This is a genomic window from Mesorhizobium sp. CNPSo 4671 (genome assembly GCF_057784245.1).
Genome location: NZ_JBWLUW010000005.1, coordinates 280,926 through 304,848 on the forward strand (window position 1 = coordinate 280,926; position 23,923 = coordinate 304,848).

The window sequence follows — 23,923 nt, forward strand, 5'->3', positions numbered from 1 at the left end:
CGAAACCAAGAGAGAGCGGTCATCGCTTTTGTGAAATGACGGCTCGATCTATCTGGAAAGCCTCGAAATTGTGCCTTTTCGGCAACAGTATGTTGTTAATAACGTTTTAGCCATCATTTTGCCTGAAAGTGTCTCATTCTTGCCGCAGCCTGGGGGCGGGCATCGAAGTGAGAGGGTAACCTGTTGATTGTTACGCGATGGAAGGCGCCGCTGTTGCTCGGCGTCATCACGTCTCCCCTGTTCCTGGCCGCCTGCAGCCAGACCACCTCGCATGGCATGTCCGTTGCAAGCCTGACCGATGCCATCACGCCGAGTTTCCTGAGCCGGCCCTTCAGCCACACGCCGAAGGACAGGGAATGCCTGGAAAGGGCGATGTTCTTCGAATCCAACCGGTCGAGCCGCGACGGCATGATCGCCGTCGGCACGGTGGTGATGAACCGCTTGCGCTCCGGCAACCACGGCAGCACCATCTGTGACGTGGTGGGTGAACCCGGGCAGTTCGCGCCGGGCGTCATGACCAGGCCGATGAATTCGCGCGCAATGCCCGATGTCGAGGAAGCCGCCGACGCCGTGCTCAAGGGCGAGCGCAAGGCCAAGCTGAAGAACACCATGTATTTCCACACCGCCGGCCTGCATTTCCCCTACAAGAACATGCACTACACCATGGTCGCCGGCGGCAACGCCTTCTACGAAAAGCGCGGCCGCAACTGGCAGCCGTTGCCCGATGAGCCAATGGTTGCCTCGGTGGCGCCGCAAGTGGTGAAGCCCGCCGCGCCGGTGACGATGGTCGCCTCGGCCGAGCCGGTGAGCACGGCCAAAACGTCCCGCACCGCTCCGGCGCAACAGGTCTTTATGACCGCCTCGGTGGAGCCGACGCGTCCGGCCAAAACCGCTGTTCGCACCGCTCCGTCGCAGCAGGTCTTTATGACTGCTGCTGCGGAACCGACACGTCAGCCCAAGACCAAGACCGCTCCGGTCCAAGAGACTTATGTGACCGCGGCTGCGGCGCCGACGGCAAAGTCGGCACGCGTGACCGTGAAGCAGACGGTGGTCGCCATGCAGGAACCGATGGAAGAACCGGATGCCGCCCGTTTTGGCGGAACCTTGAACACGAAGGTCATCAGGTCGGTTCAGGGGGAGCCGCAAGAGGCGGCGATGGGCTTCCAGTCGACGCCTGAGAACACCGACGCCATTGGCGCGATGATCGTCAGCCAGGGGCGGCCGCTCGAAGCCAACTGACCCGTATCGCCACGCTTCGCATGGCAGCATGATGGATCGTGCTGGACGGGAACTGTTCCAAAGCGCTCTGAAAAATCCTAGATCAGGGCGATGTCCAAGCGAATCGCCGGTCCCGAGATCGAACGCCTGATCCAGCTGCTCGCCAAAGTGCCGGGGCTTGGCCCCCGTTCGGCCAGGCGCGCCGCCCTTCATCTGATCAAGAAGAAGGAACAGCTGCTGTCGCCGCTCGCCGCCGCCATGGGCGAGGCAGCCGACAAGGTGCGTATCTGCACGACCTGCGGCAATGTCGATACATCAGACCCCTGCATGATCTGCACCGACCCGCGCCGCGACGCTACCACCCTTATCGTCGTCGAGGACGTTTCCGATCTCTGGGCGCTGGAGCGGGCGGCGGCGATGAACGTACGCTATCATGTGCTCGGCGGCACGCTGTCGCCGCTCGACGGCATCGGCCCCGACCAGCTCAACATCCGCTCGCTGATCGACCGCGTTGCCGGCGGCGAGGTCAAGGAGATCATCATCGCCGTCAACGCCACGGTCGAAGGCCAGACCACCGCGCATTATCTCACCGACCAGCTGTCCGGCTTCGACATCAAGGTGACAAGGCTGGCGCACGGCGTGCCGGTCGGCGGTGAGCTTGACTATCTCGACGAGGGCACGCTGGCCGCGGCGCTGCGCTCGCGGACGGCGTTTTGACAAGATTGCGGAAGGATGCGGATCATGACTGTTGCGCGTCCTTCCAGGCTAGTGCCAGGCACCCCCCTCTGTCCTGCCGGACATCTCCCCCTCAAGGGGGGAGATTGGCAGTTTCGCGCTTGGCATTTTTTCTTGAGCGGTGGTGGTTGGCGAAAGCAGAGACAACAGTCGATCTCCCCCCTTGAGGGGGAGATGTCCGGCAGGACAGAGGGGGGCGACACAGAACGCGGCCTTCGCCAGTTTTGTCTAATATTATTCCTGGCTGCTCTCGCCTTCCTTGTCTTTTCTGCCCCTGCCTCCGCCGCCAAGATCGACGACCAGTTCCGCACCTGGCTGCAGAACGACCTCTGGCCGGAGGCCAAGGCCAAAGGCATCCCCAAACAGACTTTCGATGCCGCCTTCGACGGCATAAAACCCAATCTGAAGCTGCCCGACCTTGTCATGCCCGGCGAGAAGCCCAAGACGCCGCAGAAGCAGCATCAGGCCGAGTTCGGCTCGCCCGGCGCCTATTTCGCCGAGAAGACGGTTCGTGCGGTGACATCGGGCGGACGCGCGCGCGAAGCCACCAACGCCACGACGCTGGCCGCGATCGAAAAACGCTACGGCGTGCCTGGCGAAATCCTTCTGGCGATCTGGGGCCGGGAGACCGGTTTCGGCGCGGCGAAGATGCCTTACGATGCCTTCGAGGTTCTCGGCACCAAGGCGTTCATGTCGACCAAGAAGGATTTCTTCCGCACTGAGTTGCTTGCCGCGCTGGAAATCGTTCAACGCGGCCTGGCCCCGGTCGGCGCGATGAAATCGTCCTGGGCCGGTGCGCTGGGCCAGCCGCAATTCATGCCGACCTCTTTCCTCAAGCATGCCGTGGATTTCGACGGCGATGGCCGTGTCGACATCTGGAACTCGACGCCCGACGTGCTCGCCTCGATCGCCAACTATCTCGTCCATTATGGCTGGGTGAGGGGACGCGGCTGGGGGTTCGAGGTGACCGTTCCCGAGAGCGTTTCCTGCTCGCTGGAAGGCCCCGATCAAGGCAAGAAGATATCTGAATGGGCGGCAATGGGCATCAAGCGCGTTGGCGGAAAGCCGTTTCCGCCGAGCGAGTTGAAGGCGGAAGGCTTCCTGCTGATGCCGGCCGGCCGCAGCGGGCCGGCTTTCATCGCCACCCCCAATTTCTACGTGCTGAAGGAGTACAACACCAGCGACCTCTACGCGCTGTTCATCGGCCATGGCGCGGACCGCATTGCGCATGGCGACCAGACTTTTTCCGGCAACTGGGGACCGGTCGGCGATCTCCACCGTTCCGACATTGCCGCCCTGCAACGGGCGCTGGAAGCCAAGGGCTATGATGTCGGCAGCGCCGACGGCCTGCCCGGCTTCAAGACCCGCCGCTCGATCGGCAAATGGCAGGTCAAGAACGGCCAGGCCGCGACCTGCTTTCCCGACGCCGGCCTGGTCGCCGCGCTGAAATAGCGCCGAAATTAGTAGATTTTTCCTTTTCCACGGCCTCGATTGGCCGGCCTGTTCGTCGACGTGCTGCCCGCCATTCTGGTCCAATAGGCCGTCGTATAAATGCTCGTTGCCGGCCACGAGGCCGCCGGATATGGTGTTGACCAACTGGACAAAAACCGCAACGGTAAGGGGTCGGAGGGCCGTCCTTAGGCCCCGAAAAGAGTTCTACAATCCTGAGCCGGGAACTCAGGTCAACAAACAACAAAACAGGGAACAATCACCATGATGATGGAAAAGTTTGCTCTACGCTCGCGCATCCTGCTTGCGGGTGCCGCCATGTCCGCGCTGCTTCTGGCGGGAGCGCCGGCGGGTGCGGTCACGCCCGCCGACACGCTGGTCGAAGGCTTCGCGATCGACGACATCATCTCCATGGATCCGGGCGAGGCCTTCGAGCTGTCGACCGCCGAAGTCACCGGCAACACCTATGATCTGCTTGTCCGCCTCGACCTCAGCGATACCTCCAAGGTCAAGCCCGATCTCGCCGCGAGCTGGACCGTTTCTGATGACGGCCTGACCTATACATTCAAGCTCAAGCCGGGCCTCAAATTCGCCTCGGGCAACCCGATCACCGCCGCCGATGTCGCCTATTCGTTCGAGCGCGCCGTCAAGCTGGACAAGAGCCCGGCCTTCATCATCGGTCAGTTTGGCATCAGCGGCGACAACGTCACCGAAAAGGCCAAGGCCGTCGACGACGCCACCTTCCAGTTTACCGTCGACAAGGCCTATGCGCCGAGCTTCGTGCTGAACTGCCTCTCGGCAACGGTCGCCTCGGTGGTCGACGCCAAACTGGTCAAGGAACACGTCGCGGCGGTGACGCCGAGCGCCGACTACAAATGGGACAATGATTTCGGTAACGCTTGGCTGAAGACCGGCTATGCCGGTTCCGGCGCCTACAAGCTGCGCGAATGGCGCGCCAACGAGGCGGTCGTCATGGAGCGCAACGACAATTATTACGGCGAGAAGGCCAAGCTCGCCCGCGTCATCTACCGCAACATGAAGGAAAGCTCGGCGCAGCGCCTGGCGCTCGAAGCCGGCGACATCGACGTTGCCCGCAACCTCGAGCCGAACGATCTCGACGCCATTGCCAAGAACGCGGATCTTACCACCACCAGCGCGCCGAAGGGCACGGTCTATTACATCAGCCTCAACCAGAAGAATCCGAATCTGGCCAAACCCGAGGTGCGGCAAGCCTTCAAATATCTGGTCGACTACGATGCGCTGAGCACGACCATCCTCAAGGGCATCGGCGAGATCCACCAGTCCTTCCTGCCCAAGGGCGACCTCGGCGCTGTGGACGACAACCCGTTCAAGCTGGATGTCGCCAAGGCCAAGGAATTGCTGGCCAAGGCCGGCCTGCCCGACGGCTTCAGCGTCACCATGGACGTGCGAACGGGACAGCCGACGACAGGCATGGCGGAATCGATCCAGCAGACGCTGGGACAGGCCGGCATCAAGCTGGAGATCATTCCTGGGGACGGCAAGCAGACGCTGACCAAATACCGCGCCCGCAACCACGACATCTATATCGGCAATTGGGGCCAGGATTATTTCGATCCGAACTCCAATGCCCAGACCTTTGCGTCGAACCCCGATAATTCGGATGCCGGCAAGTCGCACACGCTCGCCTGGCGCAACTCTTGGGACATTCCGGACCTGACCAAGGAAACGGAAGCGGCCCTGCTGGAGAAGGATTCTGGCAAACGCGCCGACATGTACAAGGATCTGCAGAAGAAGATCCTCGACACCAGCCCCTTCGTCATCATTCACCAGCAACTGGAAGTGGTTGGTCTGCGCAAGAACCTCAAGGGCCTCGTGCTCGGCCCGAGCTTCGACACCAATTTCGTCGGGTCGGTCTCGAAGGAGTAACGCCTACGGACGCGCCGCATGAGCGCGATTGAAAACGAGAGCGGGCGCGGTAGCGCCCGCGCCGTCGCCCTTGCATCGGCGATCGGCCGCTTCCTGGTCATCGCGGTCACGACCTATCTTGGTCTGCTCGCGGTCACCTTCTTCATTGGCCGGGTCATCCCGATCGATCCGGTGCTGGCCGTGCTCGGTGATCGCGCGCCTCTCAATGTCGTCGAACGCACGCGCCGCGAGATGGGGCTCGACCTGCCGCTGGTCGAGCAGTTCTACATCTATGTGAAGAATGCCCTGAGCGGCGATTTCGGCACGTCGGTGCTGACCACCAATCCGGTCATGACCGACATCCGCCGCGCGCTTCCGGCAACGACGGAACTGGCGACGCTGGGGACACTGATCGGCGCGCTGTTTGGCGTACCGCTTGGCGTGCTGGCCGCAGTCAAGCGCGGCAGCCTCATCGACCAGGTCGTGCGTGTCATCGGCCTGATTGGTTATTCCGTGCCCATCTTCTGGCTCGGCCTGCTCGGGCTCGTGCTGTTCTACGCGAAGCTGCAATGGGTGGCCTTCCCGGCACGGCTCGACGTCGTCTACGAATACACCTTCACGCCGATCACCGGCTTCTATCTTCTCGATTCGGCGATGCAGGGTCAGTGGGATGTCTTCTGGGACGCCTTCCGGCACATCATTCTGCCGGCCTCGCTGCTCGGCTATTTTTCGCTCGCCTATATCAGCCGCATGACGCGCTCGTTCATGCTCAACGAACTGACGCAGGAATACATCGTCGCGGCGCGCGCCAAGGGCTTGTCGGAAGCCCGCATCATCTGGGGACACGCGCTGCGCAACGCTGCCGTGCCGATGGTCACGGTGATCGCGCTTTCCTATGCCGGGCTGCTCGAAGGCTCGGTGCTGACGGAGACCGTTTTCTCCTGGCCGGGCATCGGCCTCTATATCACCAACTCGCTGCAGAACGCCGACATGAATGCCGTGCTCGGCGGCACCATCGTCATCGGCTCGGTGTTCATCGGCATCAATCTCCTGTCCGACCTGCTTTACCGTGTGCTCGATCCAAGGACGAAATCCGCATGAGCGCCGAGGCGATCCAGAGCCGTCGCGACTGGCTGCTCAGCGAGCGGCCGGCCTCGCGCATGCAGGCAAGGCTCGGCCGCGCCTATGTCGCGTGGCGGCGTTTTTCCGCCAATCGGCTGGCCTTTGTCGGCCTGCTGATCATCATTGCCCTGCTGGTCATCGCAGCCCTCGCCGGCGTGCTGGCACCTTACTCGCCGACATTCGGCGATCTCAAGAATTCGCGGCTGCTGGCGCCGAGCGCCGAACACTGGTTCGGCACCGACGACCTCGGCCGCGATATACTGTCGCGCATTCTCTACGGCTCGCGCTGGACGCTCTATGTCGTCATTCTGGTCGCCATCATCGCCGCCCCCATCGGCCTTCTGGTCGGCACCGTCGCCGGCTATGCCGGCGGCTGGACCGACGCGATCCTGATGCGCATCACCGACATTTTCCTCGCCTTCCCCAAGCTGATCCTGGCGCTGGCGTTCGTCGCAGCGCTGGGGCCGGGCATCGAGAATGCGGTGCTGGCCATCGCCATCACCTCCTGGCCGCCTTATGCGCGAATTGCCCGGGCGGAAACGCTGACGGTACGCAATTCCGATTATATCAAGGCCGTGCAATTGATGGGCGCCTCGCCCTTCCGCATCGTGCTGCGCCACATCATGCCGCTCTGTATCTCCTCGCTGATCGTCAGGGTGACGCTCGACATGGCCGGCATCATCCTGACCGCCGCCGGCCTCGGCTTTCTCGGCCTCGGCGCGCAGCCGCCGCTGCCGGAATGGGGCACCATGATCGCGTCGGGCCGCCGCTTCGTGCTCGACCAGTGGTGGGTGGCCGGCGCGCCGGGTTTTGCCATCCTCATCGTCAGCCTCGGCTTCAACCTGCTTGGCGACGGCCTGCGCGACGCGCTCGATCCCCGGAGTGGTGACCAATGAGCGGCGACCAATGAGCACGGAGACGAAGACACTTCTCGGCGTCGACGATCTGCGCGTCACCTTCCCGACCCGCACCGGGCTGATCGAGGCGGTGCGCGGCGTATCCTTCTCGCTTGGCCGCGAACGGCTCGGCATCGTTGGCGAGTCCGGCTCGGGCAAGTCGCAGACCGGCCGCGCCATCATGGGCCTGACGCCGCCGCAGGCCAGGATATCGGCCAACAAATTGGCCTTCGATAGCATCGACCTGCTCGGTATCTCGCCACGCGAACGCCGGGCGCTGCGGGGCAACCGCATCGCCATGATCCTGCAGGATCCGAAATATTCGCTCGACCCGGTGATGAGCATCGGCCGCCAGATCGTCGAAACACTGCGCACGCATGAGAAAGTCTCCAAGGCAGAGGCGCGCGAGCGCGCGCTGGCCATGCTGGAAGCCGTGCAGATCCGCGATCCCAAGCGAGTTTACGACCTGCATCCGCACGAAGTCTCGGGCGGCATGGGCCAGCGAGCGATGATCGCCATGATGCTGATCGCTGGGCCGGAGATGATGATCGCCGACGAGCCGACTTCGGCGCTTGACGTCACGGTGCAACTCGACGTGCTCGGCATCCTCGATAAATTGGTCAGCGATCGTGGCATGGGGCTGATTTTCATTTCGCATGATCTGCGTCTGGTCTCGTCCTTCTGCGATCGCGTCATCGTCATGTATGCCGGCAAGGTGGTCGAGCAGCTCAAGGCCTCCGAACTCGGCCAGGCCCAGCATCCCTACACGCGCGGCCTGTTCAACTGCATGCCCAGGATCGGCTTCGAACGCCATCCGCTGCCGGTGCTCGACCGCAAGCCGGAGTGGGCGGCATGACAGCTGCGATCACCGTCGACGGGCTGGAAGTGATCTTCGACCGGTTTCGCGCGCTGAAAGGCGTCAGCCTTGAAGTGAGGTCAGGCGAATCCTTCGGCCTGGTCGGCGAGAGCGGTTCCGGCAAATCGACGCTGCTCAGGGCCATCGCCGGCCTCGCGCCGGTCGCATCGGGCAGCATCACCGTCAACGGCAAGAAGCTTGGCGCGCGCCGCGACAAGGCCTTTTACCGCGAGGTGCAGATGGTCTTCCAGGACCCGTATGGCTCGCTGCATCCGCGCCAGACGGTGGACCGTCTGCTGCAGGAGCCGCTGGCCATCCATGGCTTTGCCGACGGCGAAAAGCGCATCCAGCAGGCGCTCGACGAGGTTGGCCTCGGCAACGGTTTCCGTTTCCGCTACTCGCACCAATTGTCGGGTGGCCAGCGCCAGCGCGTCGCCATTGCCCGCGCGTTGATCCTCGAACCCTCGATCCTGCTGCTCGACGAGCCGACCTCGGCGCTCGATGCCTCGGTGCAGGCGGAAGTGCTCAACCTGCTGGAAGAAGTCCGCCGGCGGCGCAAGCTGACCTTCCTGATGGTCAGCCACGACCTCGCCATCGTCACCCATATGTGCGAACGGCTGATGGTGATGCAGGGCGGCGAGGCGGTTGAGAATCTCACGGCGGCCCAACTTGTCGCGCACCGCGTGACAGAGGATTTCACGCGCAATCTGTTGCGGGCCAGCGAGGGGTTTGTGAGGACAGCCTGAATTCGTTTCTTGCTCTGTGCAGAACAGTCGTCTTGGGGAATTCCCATGGAGAAATGGAAGTTTGCGGACCCACCCAACGTCGCGGTGTTTCTGGATAGGGGCATCATAACTCGCGGCGATTGGATTGCATACGTCTCGCATGACGATGACGACGGCAGTTGGCAATTCCACAACAGCGAAACTGGACCTGTTGACGAAGGCGACATAATGATCGTCAGCTTGCAAAACGTTGTGCAGCGAGATGAAAGCATCCTGGCGTTGGCCGACTTGCCGGAAGGCTGGCACGCCTGGCGCACTTCAAGATCGTCGCCGTGGCAGCGCGCCAGGTCGCGCCCTGTACCCTCCAACGACAACGAATGACCCGTCAAAACCTTAAGCTGGATCTTGCACTGGCTCGCCATTCTCCGGAACGGGCGGTTCTTTTCTGCCCTTCGGCTCCTTGATCCGGAACCACGTCACATAAAGCGCTGGCAGGAACAGCAACGTGATCGCCGTTCCCGCGATGATGCCGCCCATCATGGCATAAGCCATCGGTCCCCAGAACACTTCGCGCGCGATCGGAATCAGCGCCAGGCTCGCTGCGGCTGCCGTCAGCGCGATCGGCCGCATGCGGTGTTCCGTCGCTTCGATGACCGCCGCCCAGCGATCCTTGCCTTCTTTGACGAGATCCTCGATCTGTACGATGAGGATGACCGAGTTGCGGATCAGGATGCCGATCAGCGCCAGCACGCCGAGGATGGCGACGAAGCCGAGCGGCGCGCCGCTCGGCACCAGGGCCGCGACCACGCCGATCAGCCCGAGCGGCGCCACAGCCACGACCAGGAACAGGCGCTGGAAGCTCTGCAACTGGATCATCAGGATCGTGGCCATGACGAAAAGCATCAGTGGCACGACGGCCGCGATCGGTCCCTGGCTTTTGGCGCTTTCCTCGACCGAGCCGGCGGTCTCGACCGAATAGCCCGGCGGCAGCTTGGCGATGAAGGCATCGACCGACGGCTTCAGCTCGTTGACCACGGTCGCCGGCAGCACGTCGCCGACCAGGCCGGCGCGCACGGTGATCGTCGGAATGCGGTCGCGCCGCCATACTGTCGGTTGCTCCAGCTCGTAGCGGAAATTGGCCACCGCCGCGAGCGGGATGGCCTCGCCGGTGCTGGTCGGCAGCTGCATGTTCTGCAGCGTGCCGATCGAGCCGCGCTCGGCGTCGCGTGAGCGCGCCACGACATTGATCAGATAGGTAGCGTCGCGCACCTGGGTGATGGTGGCGCCGCCGACCGTGCTGTTCAGCGCGCTGGCGATATCGGAGGAGGTGATGCCGAGCTGGCGCGCCTTGTCCTGCAGCACGTCGACCCTCAGCACGCGTTGCGGCTCGTTCCAGTCGAAGGTCGGTGCCGCGAGCTTCGGATTGGCCGAGATGAGGCCGGCGAATTGCTGCGCCAGTCCGCGCACGGTCTGGATGTCGGGGCCGCCGACACGGTACTGCACCGGACGGCCGACCGGCGGTCCGAGTTCGAGCAATTTGACGAAGGCGTCGGTGCCGACAAATTCCTCCCGCAGCAGCTTCTCCAGCGCCGGCTTGACCCGGTTGCGCGCCTCGAGGCTCTTGGTGACGATCACGGTCTGGCCGAAATAGGGGTTGGCCGGCTGCACGTCATAGGCCAGCACGAAGCGCACCGCGCCCTGGCCGATATAGGACGAGAAATGGTCGATGTCGGGATTGCCGACCAGCGCCCGCTGCTCGAAGCGCTCCATCTGGTCGCGCGTCTCGGCGATCGAGGAATTCTGCGGCAGGTTCCAGTCGACGATCAGCTCGGGCCGATCGGAAGGCGGGAAGAACTGCTGCTGGACGAGGCCGAAGCCGGCGATCGAGGCAGCGAACAGAAGCACCGTGACGATGATGGTCAGCCAATGGCGGCGCACCGAGCCGACAAGCACGCTCCGGAACAGCGAGGTGAAGCGTCCCGGCTGGTCGTGGTGCTTCGCCTTCATAGTCGCCGGCAGGATGGTGACGCCGAGCAGTGGCGCGAACAGCACCGCCACGATCCATGACACCAAAAGCGACACGGCGATGACGACGAACAGCGTGAAGGTGTATTCGCCGGCAGCACTCGAATTGAGGCCGATCGGGATGAAGCCAGCGACCGTCACCAGCGTCCCGGTCAGCATCGGGAAGGCGGTCGATGTGTAGACATAGGTCGCCGCCTTGCGCAGATTGTCACCGACCTCCAGCCGCGCCACCATCATCTCAACGGCGATCATCGCGTCGTCGACCAGCAGCCCAAGCGCGATGATCAGCGCCCCGAGTGAAATGCGCTGCAGCGAAATGCCGAGATAGGCCATGACCGTGAAGGTGATGGCCAACACCAGCGGAATCGACAGCGCCACGACGAAGCCGGCACGCATGCCGAGGCTGATGAACGACACCGCGAGCACGATGGCCACCGCCTCGAACAGAGCGCGGGTGAAGCCTGAGACAGCTTCCTCGACGATGACCGGCTGGTCGGCGACCAGATGCACGCCGACACCGACCGGCAGGTCGGCCAGCACCTTGTTCATCTCCTCATGCAGCGCCTCGCCGAACTGCAGCAGATTGGCGTTTGGCTTCATGCCGATGGCGAGCCCGATCGCGTCCTGGCCGTTGAAGCGGAACAGCGCCGTTGGCGGATCGACATAGCCGCGTGTGATCGTCGCCACGTCGCTCAGCCGGAAGAAGCGGTCGTTGACGCGCAGGTTGATGGCACGAAGGCTGTCCTCCGAGGTGAACTGGCCGCCGACACGCACGCTAATACGTTCGGGACCGGACTGGATGACACCGGATGGCGTGATCGCGTTCTGCGCCTGCAGGCTTGCCACGATAGCCTGCTGGTTGAGGCCGAGCGCCGCGATCTGGCGGGTCGAGAATTCGAGATAGATGGCCTCGTCCTGCGCGCCGACCAGGTCGACCTTGCCGGCATTGGGCACGGTCAGGATCTTGGTGCGGACATCCTCGACATAGTCGCGCAATTGGCGCGGCGTCAGCCCGTCCGAGGTGAAGGCGTAGATGTTGCCGTAGACGTCGCCGAAGCGGTCGTTGAAGAACGGCCCCTGCACGCCTTGCGGAAACTGCGCCTTGATGTCGTTGACCATGTTGCGCACCTGAATCCAGTTCGGCACGACATCGCGCGCCTTGGTGGTGTCCTTCAGGTTGACGAAGATGACGGTCTGCCCAGCGGTGGTGACGGACTTGGTATAGTCGAGGCTGTCGAGCTCCTCGAGCTTCTTCTCGATGCGATCGGTGACCTGTTGCAATGTCTCCTTGACCGACGCGCCCGGCCAGTTGGCCTGGATGATCATCGTCTTGATGGTGAAGTTGGGGTCTTCCTCACGACCGAGATTGAGATAGGAGAAGATGCCGGCCACCACGAAGACCAGCATGAAATACCAGACCATGGAGCGGTGGCTGAGCGCCCAGTCGGACAGATTGAAGCCCTTCATCAGACGCCGCCCTCCGGCACTTTGACCTTCTGGCCTTCGCTCAGGCTGTGGACGCCTGCGGTGACCACGCGCATGCCTGCCTCCAGCCCTTCGGCGACCGTGAAGGTGGCGGCGCCCTTGGCGGCCACCTTGATCTCTTTCGCGCTCACGCTGGAGGTTTGTGGGTCGACGATCCACACCTTGTCGGCACCGTCCTTTTCGAGCAGTGCCGACATGGGCAGTTCGATGGTCGGCACCACCTTGGTCATGCGGGTCGCCGTCACCGTCGAGCCGAGCCTGAAGGCCTGCGGCGGATCGGTGAGCGTCAGCTTGACGCGCCGGGTGCGGGTAGAGCCCTCGGCTTGCGGCGCGATTTCGCGCAGCTTGGCCTCAGTCTCGATCGTCGGCAGCGATTGCAGGATGACCTGGAACGGCGTGCCGGCGGTGAGGTCGCCGGTCAACTGATCGGGAATATCGACCACCGCTTCACGCAGATCCGACCGCGCCACGGTGACGACCGTCTGGCCGGCCGAGACCGTCTGTCCGACCTCGGCGCCGACTGCGGTGACGACGCCGTCGAAATCCGAAAACAGCCTGGCATAGCCAAGCTGTTCCTGCGATTTCGCCAACGCGGCCTTGGCCCGTTCGACGTTGGCTTCCGCTGCTTTGCGTGCCTGCTGCGCGGCATCGAAGACGGCCTGCGTGGTATTGGCCGAGGCGAGCAGCTGGCGCTGACGCTCCTCGCTGGCGGCGGCGTTGGCGAATTGTGCCTCGGCATTGGAGAGCTCGGCCGTGGCCGCTTGCACCGCCAACTCCAGCGCGGTCGGGTCGAGCGCGGCGATCGTCGTGCCCTTGCTGACTATGTCGCCGACCTTGACGTCGCGCGAGACGACCCGGCCGAGCAGGCGGAAGGCAAGGTCAGCGCTGATCTGCGGCTCGATCGAGCCGGCAAAGCCGAAGGTCTGGGTGGTGCGCGGCTCGACCACGACCGACAGCACCGGCCGGATGACCTCCGGCGGCTTTTCATCCGATTTCGAACAGGCGGCGAGCGCGCCAAGCGCGAACAGGCCAAGCAGGATCCGTGGCGGCCGGTTCATTGGCCCGCTCCCAATATCTCGACAGTCTGGCCGGGATTGAGCAACTGCCCGCCTGCGGTCACGACGCTTTGGCCTTCGTTCAGCCCGCCGGCGATGACGACCGTGCCCGAATCGTAGGCCAGCACCTCGACCGGCGTCGGCGTCACCGCCTTGGTCGAGGGATCGACGATCCAGACCGCCGGTTTGCCGGCGCTGGAGGTCAGCGCCTGCCAGGGCAACAGGATCGCCTTCGTCGGCTTGGCGCTGACCGAGCCGATGACGGCCGCCCCCAGCGGCATGCCGGCGGGCGTGTCGGCAATGCCGATCTTGACCCGGATCGAACCGGAGGCCTGGTCGACCGCCGGTGAGATTTCGCGCACCTTGCCTGTCGCCCGGACCTGCGGGTCGGACCACAGCGTGATCGTCACCGCCGGCGAGGGCGGCGTCCTGGCGACCAGCGTCTCCTGCACGTTGAACACCGCGTCGCGGTCACCGTCCTCGGCGATGGTGAAGACGGTTTGTGCCGCTTGCACCACCTGGCCGGTTTCGACCTGGCGGGCGGTGATGACGCCGGGCGCGCCGGCCTTGAGCTCGGTGAAGGACAGGTTTTGCTGGGCGTTGGCGAATGCGCTCTGCGCGGCATCGACGCTGCCTTGCGCCACTTTCAGCGCCTGGTCGGCGGCGTCATAGTCGCGCCTTGTGGTGAAACCCTGGGCAAGCAGCGTCTTCTGTCGCTCGAAGGCGGCGGCGGACTGGGTCAGCTGCGCCTGTGCCGCGTCAAGATCGGCCTGTGCCGAGCGCAGATCGGATTGTTGTTCCTGCGGATCGATTCGGGCAAGCACGGCACCCTTGTCGACGTGCTGGCCGACATCGACAAGCCGCTCGGCGACGCGGCCGCCGACCCGGAACGACAGATTGTTCAGCGTGCGCGCGGCGATCACCCCGGTCAGCGAGGTCCTCGGCGCATAGTCGGCCATGGCCACCGTTTCGGTGCGCACCATGACCGGCAGTTTCTTGTCCGCCGCTTCCTGCTTCTGGCAACCGGCCAACAGCAAGACGGCTGCGCAGGCGCACGCCGAGGCGATTGGAAAAGACGAAAGGCTGGAGGTTTTGACGGATGGCGGCGAGACGGACGATGTCGCGTTCCTGCTCATGGGCTCCCCCAGCCGCCGGTCGCTCGCTGACAGCGATGCCTTGCGGATGTCAGGAGGATAATCGATCTCCGCAAAAAGGAAACCGGTCTCGTACGCGTATCGGATGACTGGTTAAGGAGGCACCGAGATCAGGCCCAATCGCCAACCGGTGGTGCCGACTTGAGGAAAACGTGAAATAAGGTCAGAAGACATCTGATCAACGAGAACGGGCGCCGGCCCGATGAGGGATATCATGAAGAATTCAGCCATTTCCGAACGCAAGAACCAGTCGATCTCGCGCGGCGTCGGCATGACCACGCAAATCTATGCCGACCGGGCCGAAAATTCGGAAATCTGGGATGTCGAAGGCCGTCGCTACATCGACTTTTCCTCGGGCATCGCCGTCGTCAACACCGGCCACCGCCATCCCAGGGTCATCGAGGCGGTCAAGGCGCAGCTCGACCGTTTCACCCACACCTGCCACCAGGTCGTGCCCTATGAGAGCTATGTCAGGCTGGCCGAACGCCTGAACGCCATGCTGCCCGGCAAGTTCGACAAGAAGACGATCTTCGTCACCACCGGTGCCGAGGCGGTCGAGAACGCCATCAAGATCGCCCGCAACGCCACCGGCCGCCAAGCCGTCATTGCCTTCGCCGGCGGCTTCCATGGCCGCACCTTCATGGGCATGGCGCTGACCGGCAAGGTCGTGCCCTACAAGGTTGGCTTCGGCGCCATGCCGGGCGACGTCTACCACGCACCGTTCCCGGTGCCGCTGCACGGCGTCTCAGTCGCCGATTCGCTGGCCGCGCTCGACCGGCTGTTCAAAGCCGATGTCGATCCGGCCCGCGTCGCCGCCATCATCGTCGAGCCGGTTCAGGGCGAGGGCGGCTTCTACGAGGCGCCGCGCGAATTCCTGACTGCGCTGCGCAAGCTCTGCGACCAGCACGGCATGCTGCTCATCGCCGACGAAGTGCAGACCGGCTTTGCCCGCACCGGCAAGATGTTCGCGATGGACCATCATGAGGTCGCGGCCGACATCACCACCATGGCCAAGAGCCTGGCCGGCGGCTTCCCGCTGTCGGCCGTGACTGGCCGCGCCGAGATCATGGATGCGCCCGGCCCAGGCGGCCTCGGCGGCACCTATGGCGGCAGCCCGATCGGCGTTGCCGCGGCACACGCCGTGCTCGACGTGATCGAGGACGAAAAACTGTGCGACCGCGCCAACACGCTGGGTGCGCGGCTGAAGCAGCGCCTGCAGTCGATCCGTGACGACGTACCCGAGATCGTCGACATAAGGGGCCTCGGCTTCATGAACGCGGTCGAGTTCAACGACGTCAAGAAGGGCCTGCCGTCGGCCGAGATCGCCAACGCCGTCCGGCTGAAGGCGCTGGACAAGGGCCTGATCCTGCTGACTTGCGGCGTCTACGGCAACGTCATCCGCTTCCTGGCGCCGATCACCATCCAGGACGAGGTGATGAACGAGGCGCTCGACATTCTGGAAAGCTCGATCCGCGAAGTCTGCGCTGCCTAGCGTTCCACCTCCCCCTCGTGGGGAGGTCGGACCGAAGGTCCTGGTGGGGGGCTTGGCGCCGACCCCCACCCTGCTGCTTCGCAGAGACCCTCCCCGCAAGGGGGAGGGTAAGGGTGTCTATCCCGCAGCCCTTGCAGGCCCCTCCTGCTGAAAAGCAGCCAGCGCCGCTTTCAAGCCTTCAGGACCCATGGCCACGGTTTCCGGCGTCGGCGAGAAGCCGGCGCCGAGCATCTTGCGGCCGAGCATGTGGTCGCCGGGGCGGTTGACGGATTCGATGCCGAGCATCCGGTCGCCGGCATAATGATAGACGGAAAACTTGTTGTCGGGCAGGTCGCCCAGCACGACATGGCTGTCGCCGCCGGCGGTCAGCCCGACCATCTGCAGCTTCATGTCGCCAATGTCGGACCAGAACCATGGCACCGCCGAATAGGCGTCCGCGTGACCGGTAATCGTGCGCGCCGCAAGGCGGGCCTGGTCGGTGGCATTCTGCACCGATTCCAGCCGCACGTCGCCGCCGCTGAACCAGTGCCGGTAAGAGGCGGCGTCGCCGATCGCCAGGATTTCCGGCACCGAGCTGCGCATATGGTGGTCGACGCGGATGCCATTGGCGATGGTGAGGCCGGCGTCCTGCGCCAGTTCGACATTGGGCACGGCGCCGATGCCGACAATGACCATGCGCGCCGGCAGCCTTTCGCCCGACGAGGTGATCGCGGCGACGACATGGCCGTTTTCGCCTTCGAGCCTTGAAATCGAGGTTCCGGTGAGGATGCGCACGCCTGTCGCCTCCAGCCTTTGCCGGACATGGCTCGCCACCACGGGTGCCACGGCGCGGCCGAGCAGCCTGTCGACCGCTTCCACCACTGTTACCGTGCGGCCGGCCGCCCGCAGCGTCGCGGCGATCTCTAGTCCGATAAAGCCGCCGCCGAGGATGACGACATCTTCGCTCTGCGCGCTCAAGTCACGGATCAACCGTGCATCGGCCAGCGAACGCAACGACAAAACGCCGGACAGGTCCGAGCTAGGCAGCGGCAAGGTGCGCGGGCGCGATCCGGTCGCCAGGATCAGATGGTCGAAGGCAAGCGCGCCGCCGCCTGATATCTCCAGGCAGCGTCCGCCGGCATCGATACGGTCGATCCGCATGCCCGGCCGGTAGTCGATGGTGTTGCCGGTATAAAAGGCCTCGCCACGCAAGGGTTGCGGCTTGGCCTCGGCGTCCTTGATGAAAGTCTTCGACAGCGGCGGCTTGTGATAGGGCAGCTCGTTCTCGTCGCCGATAAGGATCACCGGTCCGTCATAGCCGTCCTCGCGCAGACTGGCGGCCGCTTGCACGCCCGCATGACCCGCACCGACAATGACCACGCCGTTCTTCATCGCATTCCAATCCTGATTCGATCCTAGGATGTCTCGCCAGGTGGCAATTGTCTGGCGCCGCCGCAAGACGGCGTTTGCGGGTCGCACCCGGAATGGTGGCTGTCAATCGTACAGTTCCGCAGCGAGACCGGCGCAGGATGGTGTAAAGTTGAGCTTTGTAGTTTAGAATAATTCTAAACTATTGTTTCGATTGGCTTTTCCTGTCGATTTTCATTGACTTCCACCGACGTCGAAGCTTTATGGAAGCCTGCGCGTTGGCGCATCCCTTTGATGTTTGGGCCTTGAACCCGTTCGATTGGAGGCATTTTGGTGTCTTTCTTCCGCGAACCGCGCGATGACGCGGCAAGTTTTGCGCCTTTTGGCATCGAAATGGCCTGGCGCCGGCCGCCGCGCGCGGCGTTTATGGAATTTCCGAGAAACTGGAGAGCGATAATGACAGCACGATACGGCGGCAGGTTTGCGGCGATTGGTGCCACGGCGCTGCTGACGGCGGCGGTGTTTGTGTTGCCTGCCAAGGCGGAGACCGACGCAAAGGCCGTTATCAAGACCTATGCCGACATCGGGCTCGCCAAATACGAGGATTCGCTGACCACGGCGCAGGCACTCGACAAGGCGGTCGACGCGCTGCTGGCCAACCCGTCGGCGGACACGCTCAACGCCGCCCGCGACGCCTGGAAGGCCGCGCGCGTGCCCTATCAACAGACCGAAGTCTATCGCTTCGGCAACAAGGTCGTCGACGATTGGGAAGGCGAGGTGAATTCCTGGCCGCTGGATGAAGGCCTGATCGACTATGTCGCCAAGAGTTATGGCACGGAATCGGACGCGAATTCGCTCTATACGGCCAATGTGATCGCCAACAAGGAAATCGAGATCAACGGCAAGAAGGTCGACGCCTCGAAGCTTTCGCCGGAATTCCTCTCTGGCACCTTGCAGCAAGCCGGCGGCATCGAGGCCAATGTCGCCACCGGCTATCACGCCATCGAATTCCTCCTCTGGGGCCAGGACCTACACGGCACCGGCCCGGGCGCCGGCGAGCGCCCCTACACCGACTACGACCTCAAGAACTGCACCGGCGGCAATTGCGATCGCCGTGCCGAATATCTGAAGTCCGTCACCACCCTGCTGGTTTCGGACCTGCAGAAGATGGTCAACGACTGGAAGGAAGACGGCGCGGCGCGCAAGAACCTCGTCGATGGCGAGCCGAATACGGCGATCTCGGTCATCTTCACCGGCATGGGCTCGCTGTCCTATGGCGAACTGGCCGGTGAACGTATGAAACTCGGCTTGCTGCTGCATGATCCCGAGGAGGAGCAAGATTGCTTCTCCGACAACACCTACAATTCGCACCTCTATGACGCGATTGGCATCCGGGCCGCCTACCTCGCCAACTACACACGTCTCGACGGCACCGTCGTTTCTGGACCTTCGGTGCACGACATGGTCAAGGCGGCCGATCCAGCGATCGACAAGGAACTGTCCGACAAGCTCGATGTCAGCGTCGCCAAGATGGAGGCGATCAAGGCGCGGGCACTGGCCGGTGAGGCTTATGACCAGCAGATCGCCGAAGGCAACACGGCAGGCAACGCCACGGTGCAGGCGGCGATCGACGCGCTGATCGACCAGACCAAATCGATCGAACGTGCCGTCGGTTCGCTGAAACTCAACGCCATCGCCTTCGAAGGCTCCGACAGCCTCGACGCACCCGACAAGGTGTTCAAGTAAGCACCGAAACCTGGAGCCCGGTCCGAAGCTGATAATCGGGTCCGGAATGGGGTCCGGGACCAGAACAAGCCACACGGCGCGGGAGGCGCCGTCAGCCATCCGAGCACTGTAAATGCTGATCTGCCATTGCAACATCATCACGGAGAAGGAGATCGAGCAGACGATCATCGGGCTGCTGGACCAGGATCCCTGGCAACTCATCGTGCCGGCCAAGGTCTATCACGCGATGCAGAAGCGCGGTCGCTGTTGCGGCTGCTTCCCGAATGTGGTCGAAACGATCATTCGGGTCACCGAAAATTATCACGCCCGCTCGGAGGCGAGCGGCGTGGATGTCGTTTCACATCTGGATCGCGTCAGGGGCCTGCGCGTCCAATACGGGAGCAGAACCCATGAAAGGCGAAATTCAGATCATCGAGCGGCTTAACGAGGCTCTTTTCCTGGAGCTCGGAGCCGTCAATCAATATTGGCTGCATTTCCGTCTGCTCGAGGACTGGGGATACACCAAGCTGGCCAAGAAGGAGCGGGCCGAATCGATCGAGGAGATGCACCACGCCGACAAGCTCATCGCCCGTATCATCTTCCTTGAAGGCCATCCGAACCTGCAGTCCGTGGCGCCGCTGCGCATCGGCCAGAACGTCAAGGAAGTGCTCGAATCCGACCTTGCCGGCGAATATGACGCGCGCACTGCCTACAAGCGCTCGCGCGAGATCTGCCACGAGATTGGTGATTACGTGACGATGAAACTGTTCGAGGATCTGCTGGCTGACGAGGAAGGTCACATCGACTTCCTCGAGACGCAGCTCGACCTGCTCGCCTCGATCGGCGAGGAGAAGTACGGCCAGCTCAACGCCGAGTCGGCCAACGAGGCGGAGTAAAGGCATGCGGGAATGCGGCGCCTCTTAGAATTGCTGCGCCGCTCGCGGCGGGCCGCCGGCTCGTCGCTTCTCCTGAAAAGACCCGCCGGATCGGCTCGTCGGTGCTGCACCGTTCTTGTGCTGGCGCTGACATCATCCGCGATTGCCGGCGACCTTCAGCCAGTCGGGCTCGCCACCACGCGCAGCGACCTCGATCCAAAGGATCAGGCGCGCGTCATCGCCGTCACCAGGCCGACCACGGATTTCTCAGAACCCGAACCGTTCGAATTGATGCAAGGCGGCGCCGGCACGTCTGAGAAAGACGTCAGCCGCGACGCCTTCTCGCAATCCTCGGCCAACCTCACCTTCGAGGAAGAGGGCACTTTCAAGCTCGGCAACGCTTTGTTTCGCAAGAACTGGGTGTCGTCGCCATCCTCGACACAAGCGTCCGACGGGCTTGGTCCGCTGTTCAATGAACGCGCTTGCCAGAACTGCCACCTGAAGGACGGCCGCGGTCGTCCGCCACAAGGCGATACCGGCACCACCTCTATGTTCCTGCGGCTGGCGCGCGACGCCAGCAGCGCCGACGAAAAAGCAGCCATTGCCAGCCACCAGATGCTCAATTTTCCCGATCTGGTCTATGGCACGCAGTTGCAGGAACTGGCGGTGCCCGGCCTGCCCGGCGAAGGCCGCATGCATGTCGACTATCAGGAACGTAAGGTGGAGCTGACGGATGGCGCCGTGGTTTCGCTGCACGAGCCCAGCTACTCCGTCACCGATCTCGGCTACGGGCCGCTCGATCCGCGCACCACCCTGTCGCCGCGCCTGACGCCGCCGATGATCGGCCTTGGCCTGATCGAGCAGATCGCGCCGGCCGATATTTTGGCTCATGCCGATCCGGACGATTTGGACGGTGACGGCATTTCCGGCAGGCCCAACACTGTGCGCGACGGTCAGACCGGTGAGCTGACGCTTGGCCGTTTCGGCTGGAAGGCGCAGACCGCGACGATCCGTCAGCAGGCGGCGGATGCCTTCGCCGGCGACATCGGCATCTCGACGCCGGAAGAACCAAAACACTGGGGCGATTGCACCGCGGCGCAAGCAAAATGCCTCGCCATGCCGAATGGCGTGCAGGCGCGCCTCGGTCCGGTCGAGGCGCCGCCGCCAGTGATGGATCTCGTCACCTTCTATTCGCAGAACCTGGCCGTGCCGGCACGCCGTGACCTCGCCGCGCCTGACGTGCTCGCCGGCAAGAAGCTCTTCTACGAGATCGGCTGCGTTGCCTGCCACACGCCGAAATTCGTCACCCGTCGCGATGCGCCCAATAAGGCGCAAGCCTTCCAACTGATCTGGCCCTATTCCGACTTCCTGCTGCACGACATGGGTCCCGACCTGGCCGACGGCCAGGCGGTGGGCGATGCGACGGGCAGCGAATGGCGCACCCCGCCACTGTGGGGCATCGGCCTCACCGAGACCGTGAACGGCAATTCCTTCTTTCTGCACGATGGCCGCGCGCGCAGCCTGGCCGAGGCGATCCTGTGGCATGGTGGCGAGGCGCAGAAGGCGCGCGCCCGCTTTGCCGCTGCCAACGCGGCCGAGCGCGATGCGCTGGTCAAATTCCTGGAGTCACTGTGATGCTGAAGCGCTCTGCCCTGGTTCTCATTCTTCCGCTGGCTTTGCTCGGTGTTTTCCCGGCCTCGGCGGCGGTGAAAGCCTCCGACATCATCCAGCGGGCGATCGACGGCTTTGTCCGCCCGGCCTATGCCGATTTGCACCAGCATGCCGAAACCCTGACGAAGGCGATGCACAAGCTCTGCGAAGCACCCTCGCAAGGGGAACTCGATGCGGCGCGGGCCGAGTTCTCGGCCACGGTCTATTCCTGGTCGTCGGCCGAAATCATCAGCTTTGGGCCGATCAAGGAGAACAACTGGCAGGAGCGCATCCTCTACTGGCCGGATCGCAAGAGCATTGGCCTCAAACAGGTGCAGGCGGCACTGGCGGACAAGGATCCGACCGTCACCAATCCGAAACAACTGGCCGGCAAGAGCGTCGCCATGCAAGGGCTCGGCGCGCTGGAATTCATGCTTTTCGGCGACGGCGCCGACGCACTGTCGGGCAAGGACGATCCCTATCGCTGCGCCTATGGCGCGGCGGTTGCCGGCAATATCGAAACCATGGCCGGCGATGTCAGCGCGGCCTGGAACAAGCCGGACGGCTTTGCCGCACTCTGGGCCAATCCGGGACCACAGAACCCGCTCTACCGCGACGGCAACGAAGCGGTCACCGAACTGGTCGGCGTCTTTATCAACGAGTTGGAGATGGTGAGGGATGTCCGCCTGAAAGGTTTCCTTGGCGGCAGGCCGGATGCGGATAAGCCGAAGCAGGCGATCTACTGGCGGTCGCAAAACACCGCCAATGCGCTGGCCGGAAATCTCGCCGGCATCGATGCGCTGTTCCAGGCCTCGAAGCTTGGCGATGCCTTGCCTGAAGATGCGCGCTGGATGGCGGAATCGATCCATATCCAACTGGTCAACGGCGTCGCGACCGCGAAGTCGATTCAGGGTCCTATCGACAAGACGCTAGCCGACCCGGCGCTGCGCGGAAAGTTTGAGCATTTCGCCCTGATCACCTCCAGCCTGTCGACCCTGATCGGCACCAGACTGACCGCCGAATTCGGTCTGACCGCTGGGTTCTCCTCGCTGGATGGGGACTGAGCATGCGCACGCCGCTCGTTGATCGTCGTGACTTTCTGAAAGCCGCAGGCATCGGCTTCGTCGCCGCAATGACGCCGTCTGCCTGGGCAAAGACGCTTGCTGCCGACGCCGTCTTCGCCACCGCTTTCGTCAAACGTGACGGCAGTTTTGGCGCGGCCGTCCTGTCCGAGGCCGGCAAGGTGCTGCATGCGATCGACCTGCCCGATCGCGGCCATGACGTCACCTTCGATCCCCTGTCGAAGCGTTCGGTGGTCTTCGCCCGCCAGCCCGGTACCTTCGCCGTGGTGTTCGACCACACCGGGCGCGATGCCCCGCAGACCATCGCCAGCATCACTGGCCGACATTTCTTCGGTCACGGCGTGTTCTCACCCGACGGCGCGCTGCTCTATGCCACCGAGAATGATTTCGACAACGCGGCCGGCGTCGTCGGCGTCTATGATGCGCGGGCGAAATTCAGCCGTATCGGCGAATTCCCGACCTATGGCATGGGCCCGCACGAGCTTCTGCTCATGGGTGACGGCCGGACGATCGCGGTCGCCAATGGCGGCATCGAAACCCATCCCGATTATGGCCGCGCCGAGCTCAACATCGCCACCATGAAGCCGTCCTATGTGCTCATCGACCGCGTCACCGGCGACCTCATCGAAAAGCATGAACTGCCGGCTTCCCTGCACCAGCTGTCGATCCGGCATATGGACACCGATCCATCCGGCACCGTCTGGTTTGGCTGCCAGTATCGGGGACCGGATACCGATCGCCCGCTGCTGGTCGGCCGCGCCGTGTGCGGCAAGGAGTTGCAGCTTCTCGACATGCCGCAGGAGGTATTGTCCGGCTTCCGCAACTACATCGGCTCGGTCGCCGCCAATCCCTTGGCCGGCACCGTCGCCGTCTCGTCGCCGGAAGGCAATTCGCTTGTGGTGATCGATGCGGCCAGCGGCCGGGTCGTCTCATCCAGCGCGCTGGTCGAGGTCTGCGGCCTGGCGCCGGACGGGTCGGGCTTCATGGCCAGCACGGGCGCCGGCGAGATCGTCGAGGACAGCGGCGCGACGCGGGTAGAACCGGACTATGTCTGGGACAACCACATGCTGCGCATCGAACGGGTCTGACAGCGCGCTGGCGGAACCGAAGCCGCTTAACAAATTATGCTTGCGGTGGCGCGCCGT

General features: G+C 63.6%; 21 protein-coding genes. 17 read left to right on the plus strand and 4 right to left on the minus strand.

The genetic code is table 11. The annotated features are described in order from the left end of the window. Positions 1-183 precede the first annotated feature (183 nt). From AC04SF_RS17285 to AC04SF_RS17325, 9 genes are all read left to right on the plus strand, one after another. On the plus strand, positions 184-1,239 hold the full coding sequence (locus AC04SF_RS17285; protein ID WP_488478824.1) for a cell wall hydrolase: 1,056 nt from the start codon (positions 184-186) through the stop codon (positions 1,237-1,239). A 90-nt stretch (positions 1,240-1,329) separates the two neighbouring features. Then, positions 1,330-1,935 (plus strand): recombination mediator RecR, encoded by a 606-nt coding sequence (recR, locus tag AC04SF_RS17290; protein WP_488478825.1) that lies wholly within the window; start codon positions 1,330-1,332, stop codon positions 1,933-1,935. A gap of 192 nt (positions 1,936-2,127) precedes the next feature. Further along, positions 2,128-3,405, plus strand: coding sequence for a lytic murein transglycosylase (locus AC04SF_RS17295; protein ID WP_488478826.1), 1,278 nt, complete (start codon positions 2,128-2,130; stop codon positions 3,403-3,405). A 261-nt stretch (positions 3,406-3,666) separates the two neighbouring features. Further along, complete coding sequence (locus AC04SF_RS17300; RefSeq protein WP_096453270.1) at positions 3,667-5,310, plus strand: ABC transporter substrate-binding protein; 1,644 nt, start codon at positions 3,667-3,669, stop codon at positions 5,308-5,310. Positions 5,311-5,328: 18 nt separating this feature from the next. After that, complete coding sequence (locus AC04SF_RS17305) at positions 5,329-6,390, plus strand: ABC transporter permease (RefSeq protein WP_488478827.1); 1,062 nt, start codon at positions 5,329-5,331, stop codon at positions 6,388-6,390. After that, positions 6,387-7,307, plus strand: a complete 921-nt coding sequence (gene nikC, locus AC04SF_RS17310) for a nickel transporter permease (RefSeq protein ID WP_202351714.1) — start codon at positions 6,387-6,389, stop codon at positions 7,305-7,307. The genes AC04SF_RS17305 and nikC overlap by 4 nt, the downstream gene beginning before the upstream one ends. A 10-nt stretch (positions 7,308-7,317) precedes the next feature. After that, positions 7,318-8,163: an ABC transporter ATP-binding protein gene (locus AC04SF_RS17315; RefSeq protein ID WP_488478828.1), complete on the plus strand. Its 846-nt coding sequence runs from the start codon at positions 7,318-7,320 to the stop codon at positions 8,161-8,163. Further along, entirely contained in the window at positions 8,160-8,909 is a 750-nt protein-coding gene (locus tag AC04SF_RS17320; protein WP_488478829.1) for an ABC transporter ATP-binding protein, read from the plus strand. Before AC04SF_RS17315 ends, AC04SF_RS17320 begins: the two co-directional genes overlap by 4 nt. 45 nt (positions 8,910-8,954) lie before the next feature. Further along, on the plus strand, positions 8,955-9,269 hold the full coding sequence (locus tag AC04SF_RS17325) for a hypothetical protein (protein ID WP_488478830.1): 315 nt from the start codon (positions 8,955-8,957) through the stop codon (positions 9,267-9,269). A gap of 12 nt (positions 9,270-9,281) precedes the next feature. Here AC04SF_RS17325 and AC04SF_RS17330 read toward each other — a convergent pair whose 3' ends face one another. From AC04SF_RS17330 to AC04SF_RS17340, 3 genes are read right to left on the minus strand one after another with little or no spacing between them, the layout of a single operon-like run. Then, positions 9,282-12,380, minus strand: a complete 3,099-nt coding sequence (locus tag AC04SF_RS17330; RefSeq protein WP_488478831.1) for an efflux RND transporter permease subunit — start codon at positions 12,378-12,380, stop codon at positions 9,282-9,284. Further along, positions 12,380-13,456 (minus strand): efflux RND transporter periplasmic adaptor subunit, encoded by a 1,077-nt coding sequence (locus tag AC04SF_RS17335; RefSeq protein ID WP_488478832.1) that lies wholly within the window; start codon positions 13,454-13,456, stop codon positions 12,380-12,382. Before AC04SF_RS17335 ends, AC04SF_RS17330 begins: the two co-directional genes overlap by 1 nt. Continuing rightward, positions 13,453-14,436 carry an efflux RND transporter periplasmic adaptor subunit gene (locus tag AC04SF_RS17340; RefSeq protein ID WP_488478833.1) on the minus strand — a complete coding sequence of 328 codons (984 nt, stop codon included), beginning with the start codon at positions 14,434-14,436 and terminating at the stop codon, positions 13,453-13,455. The genes AC04SF_RS17335 and AC04SF_RS17340 overlap by 4 nt, the downstream gene beginning before the upstream one ends. On the opposite strand from AC04SF_RS17340, the gene AC04SF_RS17345 reads away from it, so the two are divergent. Both AC04SF_RS17345 and AC04SF_RS17350 read left to right on the plus strand, forming a co-directional pair. Continuing rightward, positions 14,411-14,650 (plus strand): hypothetical protein, encoded by a 240-nt coding sequence (locus AC04SF_RS17345; protein ID WP_488478834.1) that lies wholly within the window; start codon positions 14,411-14,413, stop codon positions 14,648-14,650. The genes AC04SF_RS17340 and AC04SF_RS17345 overlap by 26 nt on opposite strands. Before the next feature lie 171 nt (positions 14,651-14,821). Further along, on the plus strand, positions 14,822-16,099 hold the full coding sequence (locus AC04SF_RS17350) for a 4-aminobutyrate--2-oxoglutarate transaminase (protein ID WP_096453286.1): 1,278 nt from the start codon (positions 14,822-14,824) through the stop codon (positions 16,097-16,099). 117 nt (positions 16,100-16,216) lie between these two features. Here the strand turns inward: AC04SF_RS17350 and AC04SF_RS17355 are convergent, their stop codons facing one another. Next, entirely contained in the window at positions 16,217-17,470 is a 1,254-nt protein-coding gene (locus AC04SF_RS17355) for an NAD(P)/FAD-dependent oxidoreductase (protein ID WP_488478835.1), read from the minus strand. A 432-nt stretch (positions 17,471-17,902) separates the two neighbouring features. Here AC04SF_RS17355 and AC04SF_RS17360 point away from each other — a divergent pair, with 432 nt between their 5' ends. The 6 genes from AC04SF_RS17360 (at position 17,903) to AC04SF_RS17385 (ending at position 23,866) form a co-directional block, all read left to right on the plus strand. Then, positions 17,903-19,192, plus strand: a complete 1,290-nt coding sequence (locus tag AC04SF_RS17360) for an imelysin family protein (RefSeq protein WP_488478836.1) — start codon at positions 17,903-17,905, stop codon at positions 19,190-19,192. A 112-nt stretch (positions 19,193-19,304) separates the two neighbouring features. Then, positions 19,305-19,616 carry a (2Fe-2S)-binding protein gene (locus AC04SF_RS17365; protein ID WP_488478837.1) on the plus strand — a complete coding sequence of 104 codons (312 nt, stop codon included), beginning with the start codon at positions 19,305-19,307 and terminating at the stop codon, positions 19,614-19,616. Next, a complete protein-coding gene (gene bfr, locus AC04SF_RS17370; protein WP_488478838.1) occupies positions 19,582-20,067 on the plus strand; it encodes a bacterioferritin in 486 nt (161 codons plus the stop codon). Before AC04SF_RS17365 ends, bfr begins: the two co-directional genes overlap by 35 nt. A 12-nt stretch (positions 20,068-20,079) precedes the next feature. After that, the gene (locus AC04SF_RS17375; protein ID WP_488478839.1) at positions 20,080-21,681 is read left to right on the plus strand and encodes a di-heme oxidoreductase family protein; all 1,602 of its coding nucleotides are present in this window, start codon (positions 20,080-20,082) and stop codon (positions 21,679-21,681) included. After that, positions 21,681-22,760: an imelysin family protein gene (locus AC04SF_RS17380; RefSeq protein WP_488478840.1), complete on the plus strand. Its 1,080-nt coding sequence runs from the start codon at positions 21,681-21,683 to the stop codon at positions 22,758-22,760. The genes AC04SF_RS17375 and AC04SF_RS17380 overlap by 1 nt, the downstream gene beginning before the upstream one ends. Positions 22,761-22,762: 2 nt before the next feature. Beyond that, a complete protein-coding gene (locus AC04SF_RS17385; RefSeq protein WP_488478841.1) occupies positions 22,763-23,866 on the plus strand; it encodes a DUF1513 domain-containing protein in 1,104 nt (367 codons plus the stop codon). Positions 23,867-23,923 lie beyond the last annotated feature (57 nt).

Excerpts from the sequence above, each read along its gene's own strand:
- recR (WP_488478825.1), top strand. The coding sequence starts at position 1,330 with ATGTCCAAGCGAATCGCCGGTCCCGAGATCGAACGCCTGATCCAGCTG.
- AC04SF_RS17295 (WP_488478826.1), top strand. The coding sequence starts at position 2,128 with ATGTCCGGCAGGACAGAGGGGGGCGACACAGAACGCGGCCTTCGCCAG.
- AC04SF_RS17300 (WP_096453270.1), top strand. The coding sequence starts at position 3,667 with ATGATGATGGAAAAGTTTGCTCTACGCTCGCGCATCCTGCTTGCGGGT.
- AC04SF_RS17305 (WP_488478827.1), top strand. The coding sequence starts at position 5,329 with ATGAGCGCGATTGAAAACGAGAGCGGGCGCGGTAGCGCCCGCGCCGTC.
- nikC (WP_202351714.1), top strand. The coding sequence starts at position 6,387 with ATGAGCGCCGAGGCGATCCAGAGCCGTCGCGACTGGCTGCTCAGCGAG.
- AC04SF_RS17315 (WP_488478828.1), top strand. The coding sequence starts at position 7,318 with ATGAGCACGGAGACGAAGACACTTCTCGGCGTCGACGATCTGCGCGTC.
- AC04SF_RS17320 (WP_488478829.1), top strand. The coding sequence starts at position 8,160 with ATGACAGCTGCGATCACCGTCGACGGGCTGGAAGTGATCTTCGACCGG.
- AC04SF_RS17325 (WP_488478830.1), top strand. The coding sequence starts at position 8,955 with ATGGAGAAATGGAAGTTTGCGGACCCACCCAACGTCGCGGTGTTTCTG.
- AC04SF_RS17330 (WP_488478831.1), bottom strand. The coding sequence starts at position 12,380 with ATGAAGGGCTTCAATCTGTCCGACTGGGCGCTCAGCCACCGCTCCATG.
- AC04SF_RS17335 (WP_488478832.1), bottom strand. The coding sequence starts at position 13,456 with ATGAACCGGCCGCCACGGATCCTGCTTGGCCTGTTCGCGCTTGGCGCG.
- AC04SF_RS17345 (WP_488478834.1), top strand. The coding sequence starts at position 14,411 with ATGGCCACCGTTTCGGTGCGCACCATGACCGGCAGTTTCTTGTCCGCC.
- AC04SF_RS17340 (WP_488478833.1), bottom strand. The coding sequence starts at position 14,436 with ATGGTGCGCACCGAAACGGTGGCCATGGCCGACTATGCGCCGAGGACC.
- AC04SF_RS17350 (WP_096453286.1), top strand. The coding sequence starts at position 14,822 with ATGAAGAATTCAGCCATTTCCGAACGCAAGAACCAGTCGATCTCGCGC.
- AC04SF_RS17355 (WP_488478835.1), bottom strand. The coding sequence starts at position 17,470 with ATGAAGAACGGCGTGGTCATTGTCGGTGCGGGTCATGCGGGCGTGCAA.
- AC04SF_RS17360 (WP_488478836.1), top strand. The coding sequence starts at position 17,903 with ATGACAGCACGATACGGCGGCAGGTTTGCGGCGATTGGTGCCACGGCG.
- AC04SF_RS17365 (WP_488478837.1), top strand. The coding sequence starts at position 19,305 with ATGCTGATCTGCCATTGCAACATCATCACGGAGAAGGAGATCGAGCAG.
- bfr (WP_488478838.1), top strand. The coding sequence starts at position 19,582 with ATGAAAGGCGAAATTCAGATCATCGAGCGGCTTAACGAGGCTCTTTTC.
- AC04SF_RS17375 (WP_488478839.1), top strand. The coding sequence starts at position 20,080 with ATGCGGCGCCTCTTAGAATTGCTGCGCCGCTCGCGGCGGGCCGCCGGC.
- AC04SF_RS17380 (WP_488478840.1), top strand. The coding sequence starts at position 21,681 with ATGCTGAAGCGCTCTGCCCTGGTTCTCATTCTTCCGCTGGCTTTGCTC.
- AC04SF_RS17385 (WP_488478841.1), top strand. The coding sequence starts at position 22,763 with ATGCGCACGCCGCTCGTTGATCGTCGTGACTTTCTGAAAGCCGCAGGC.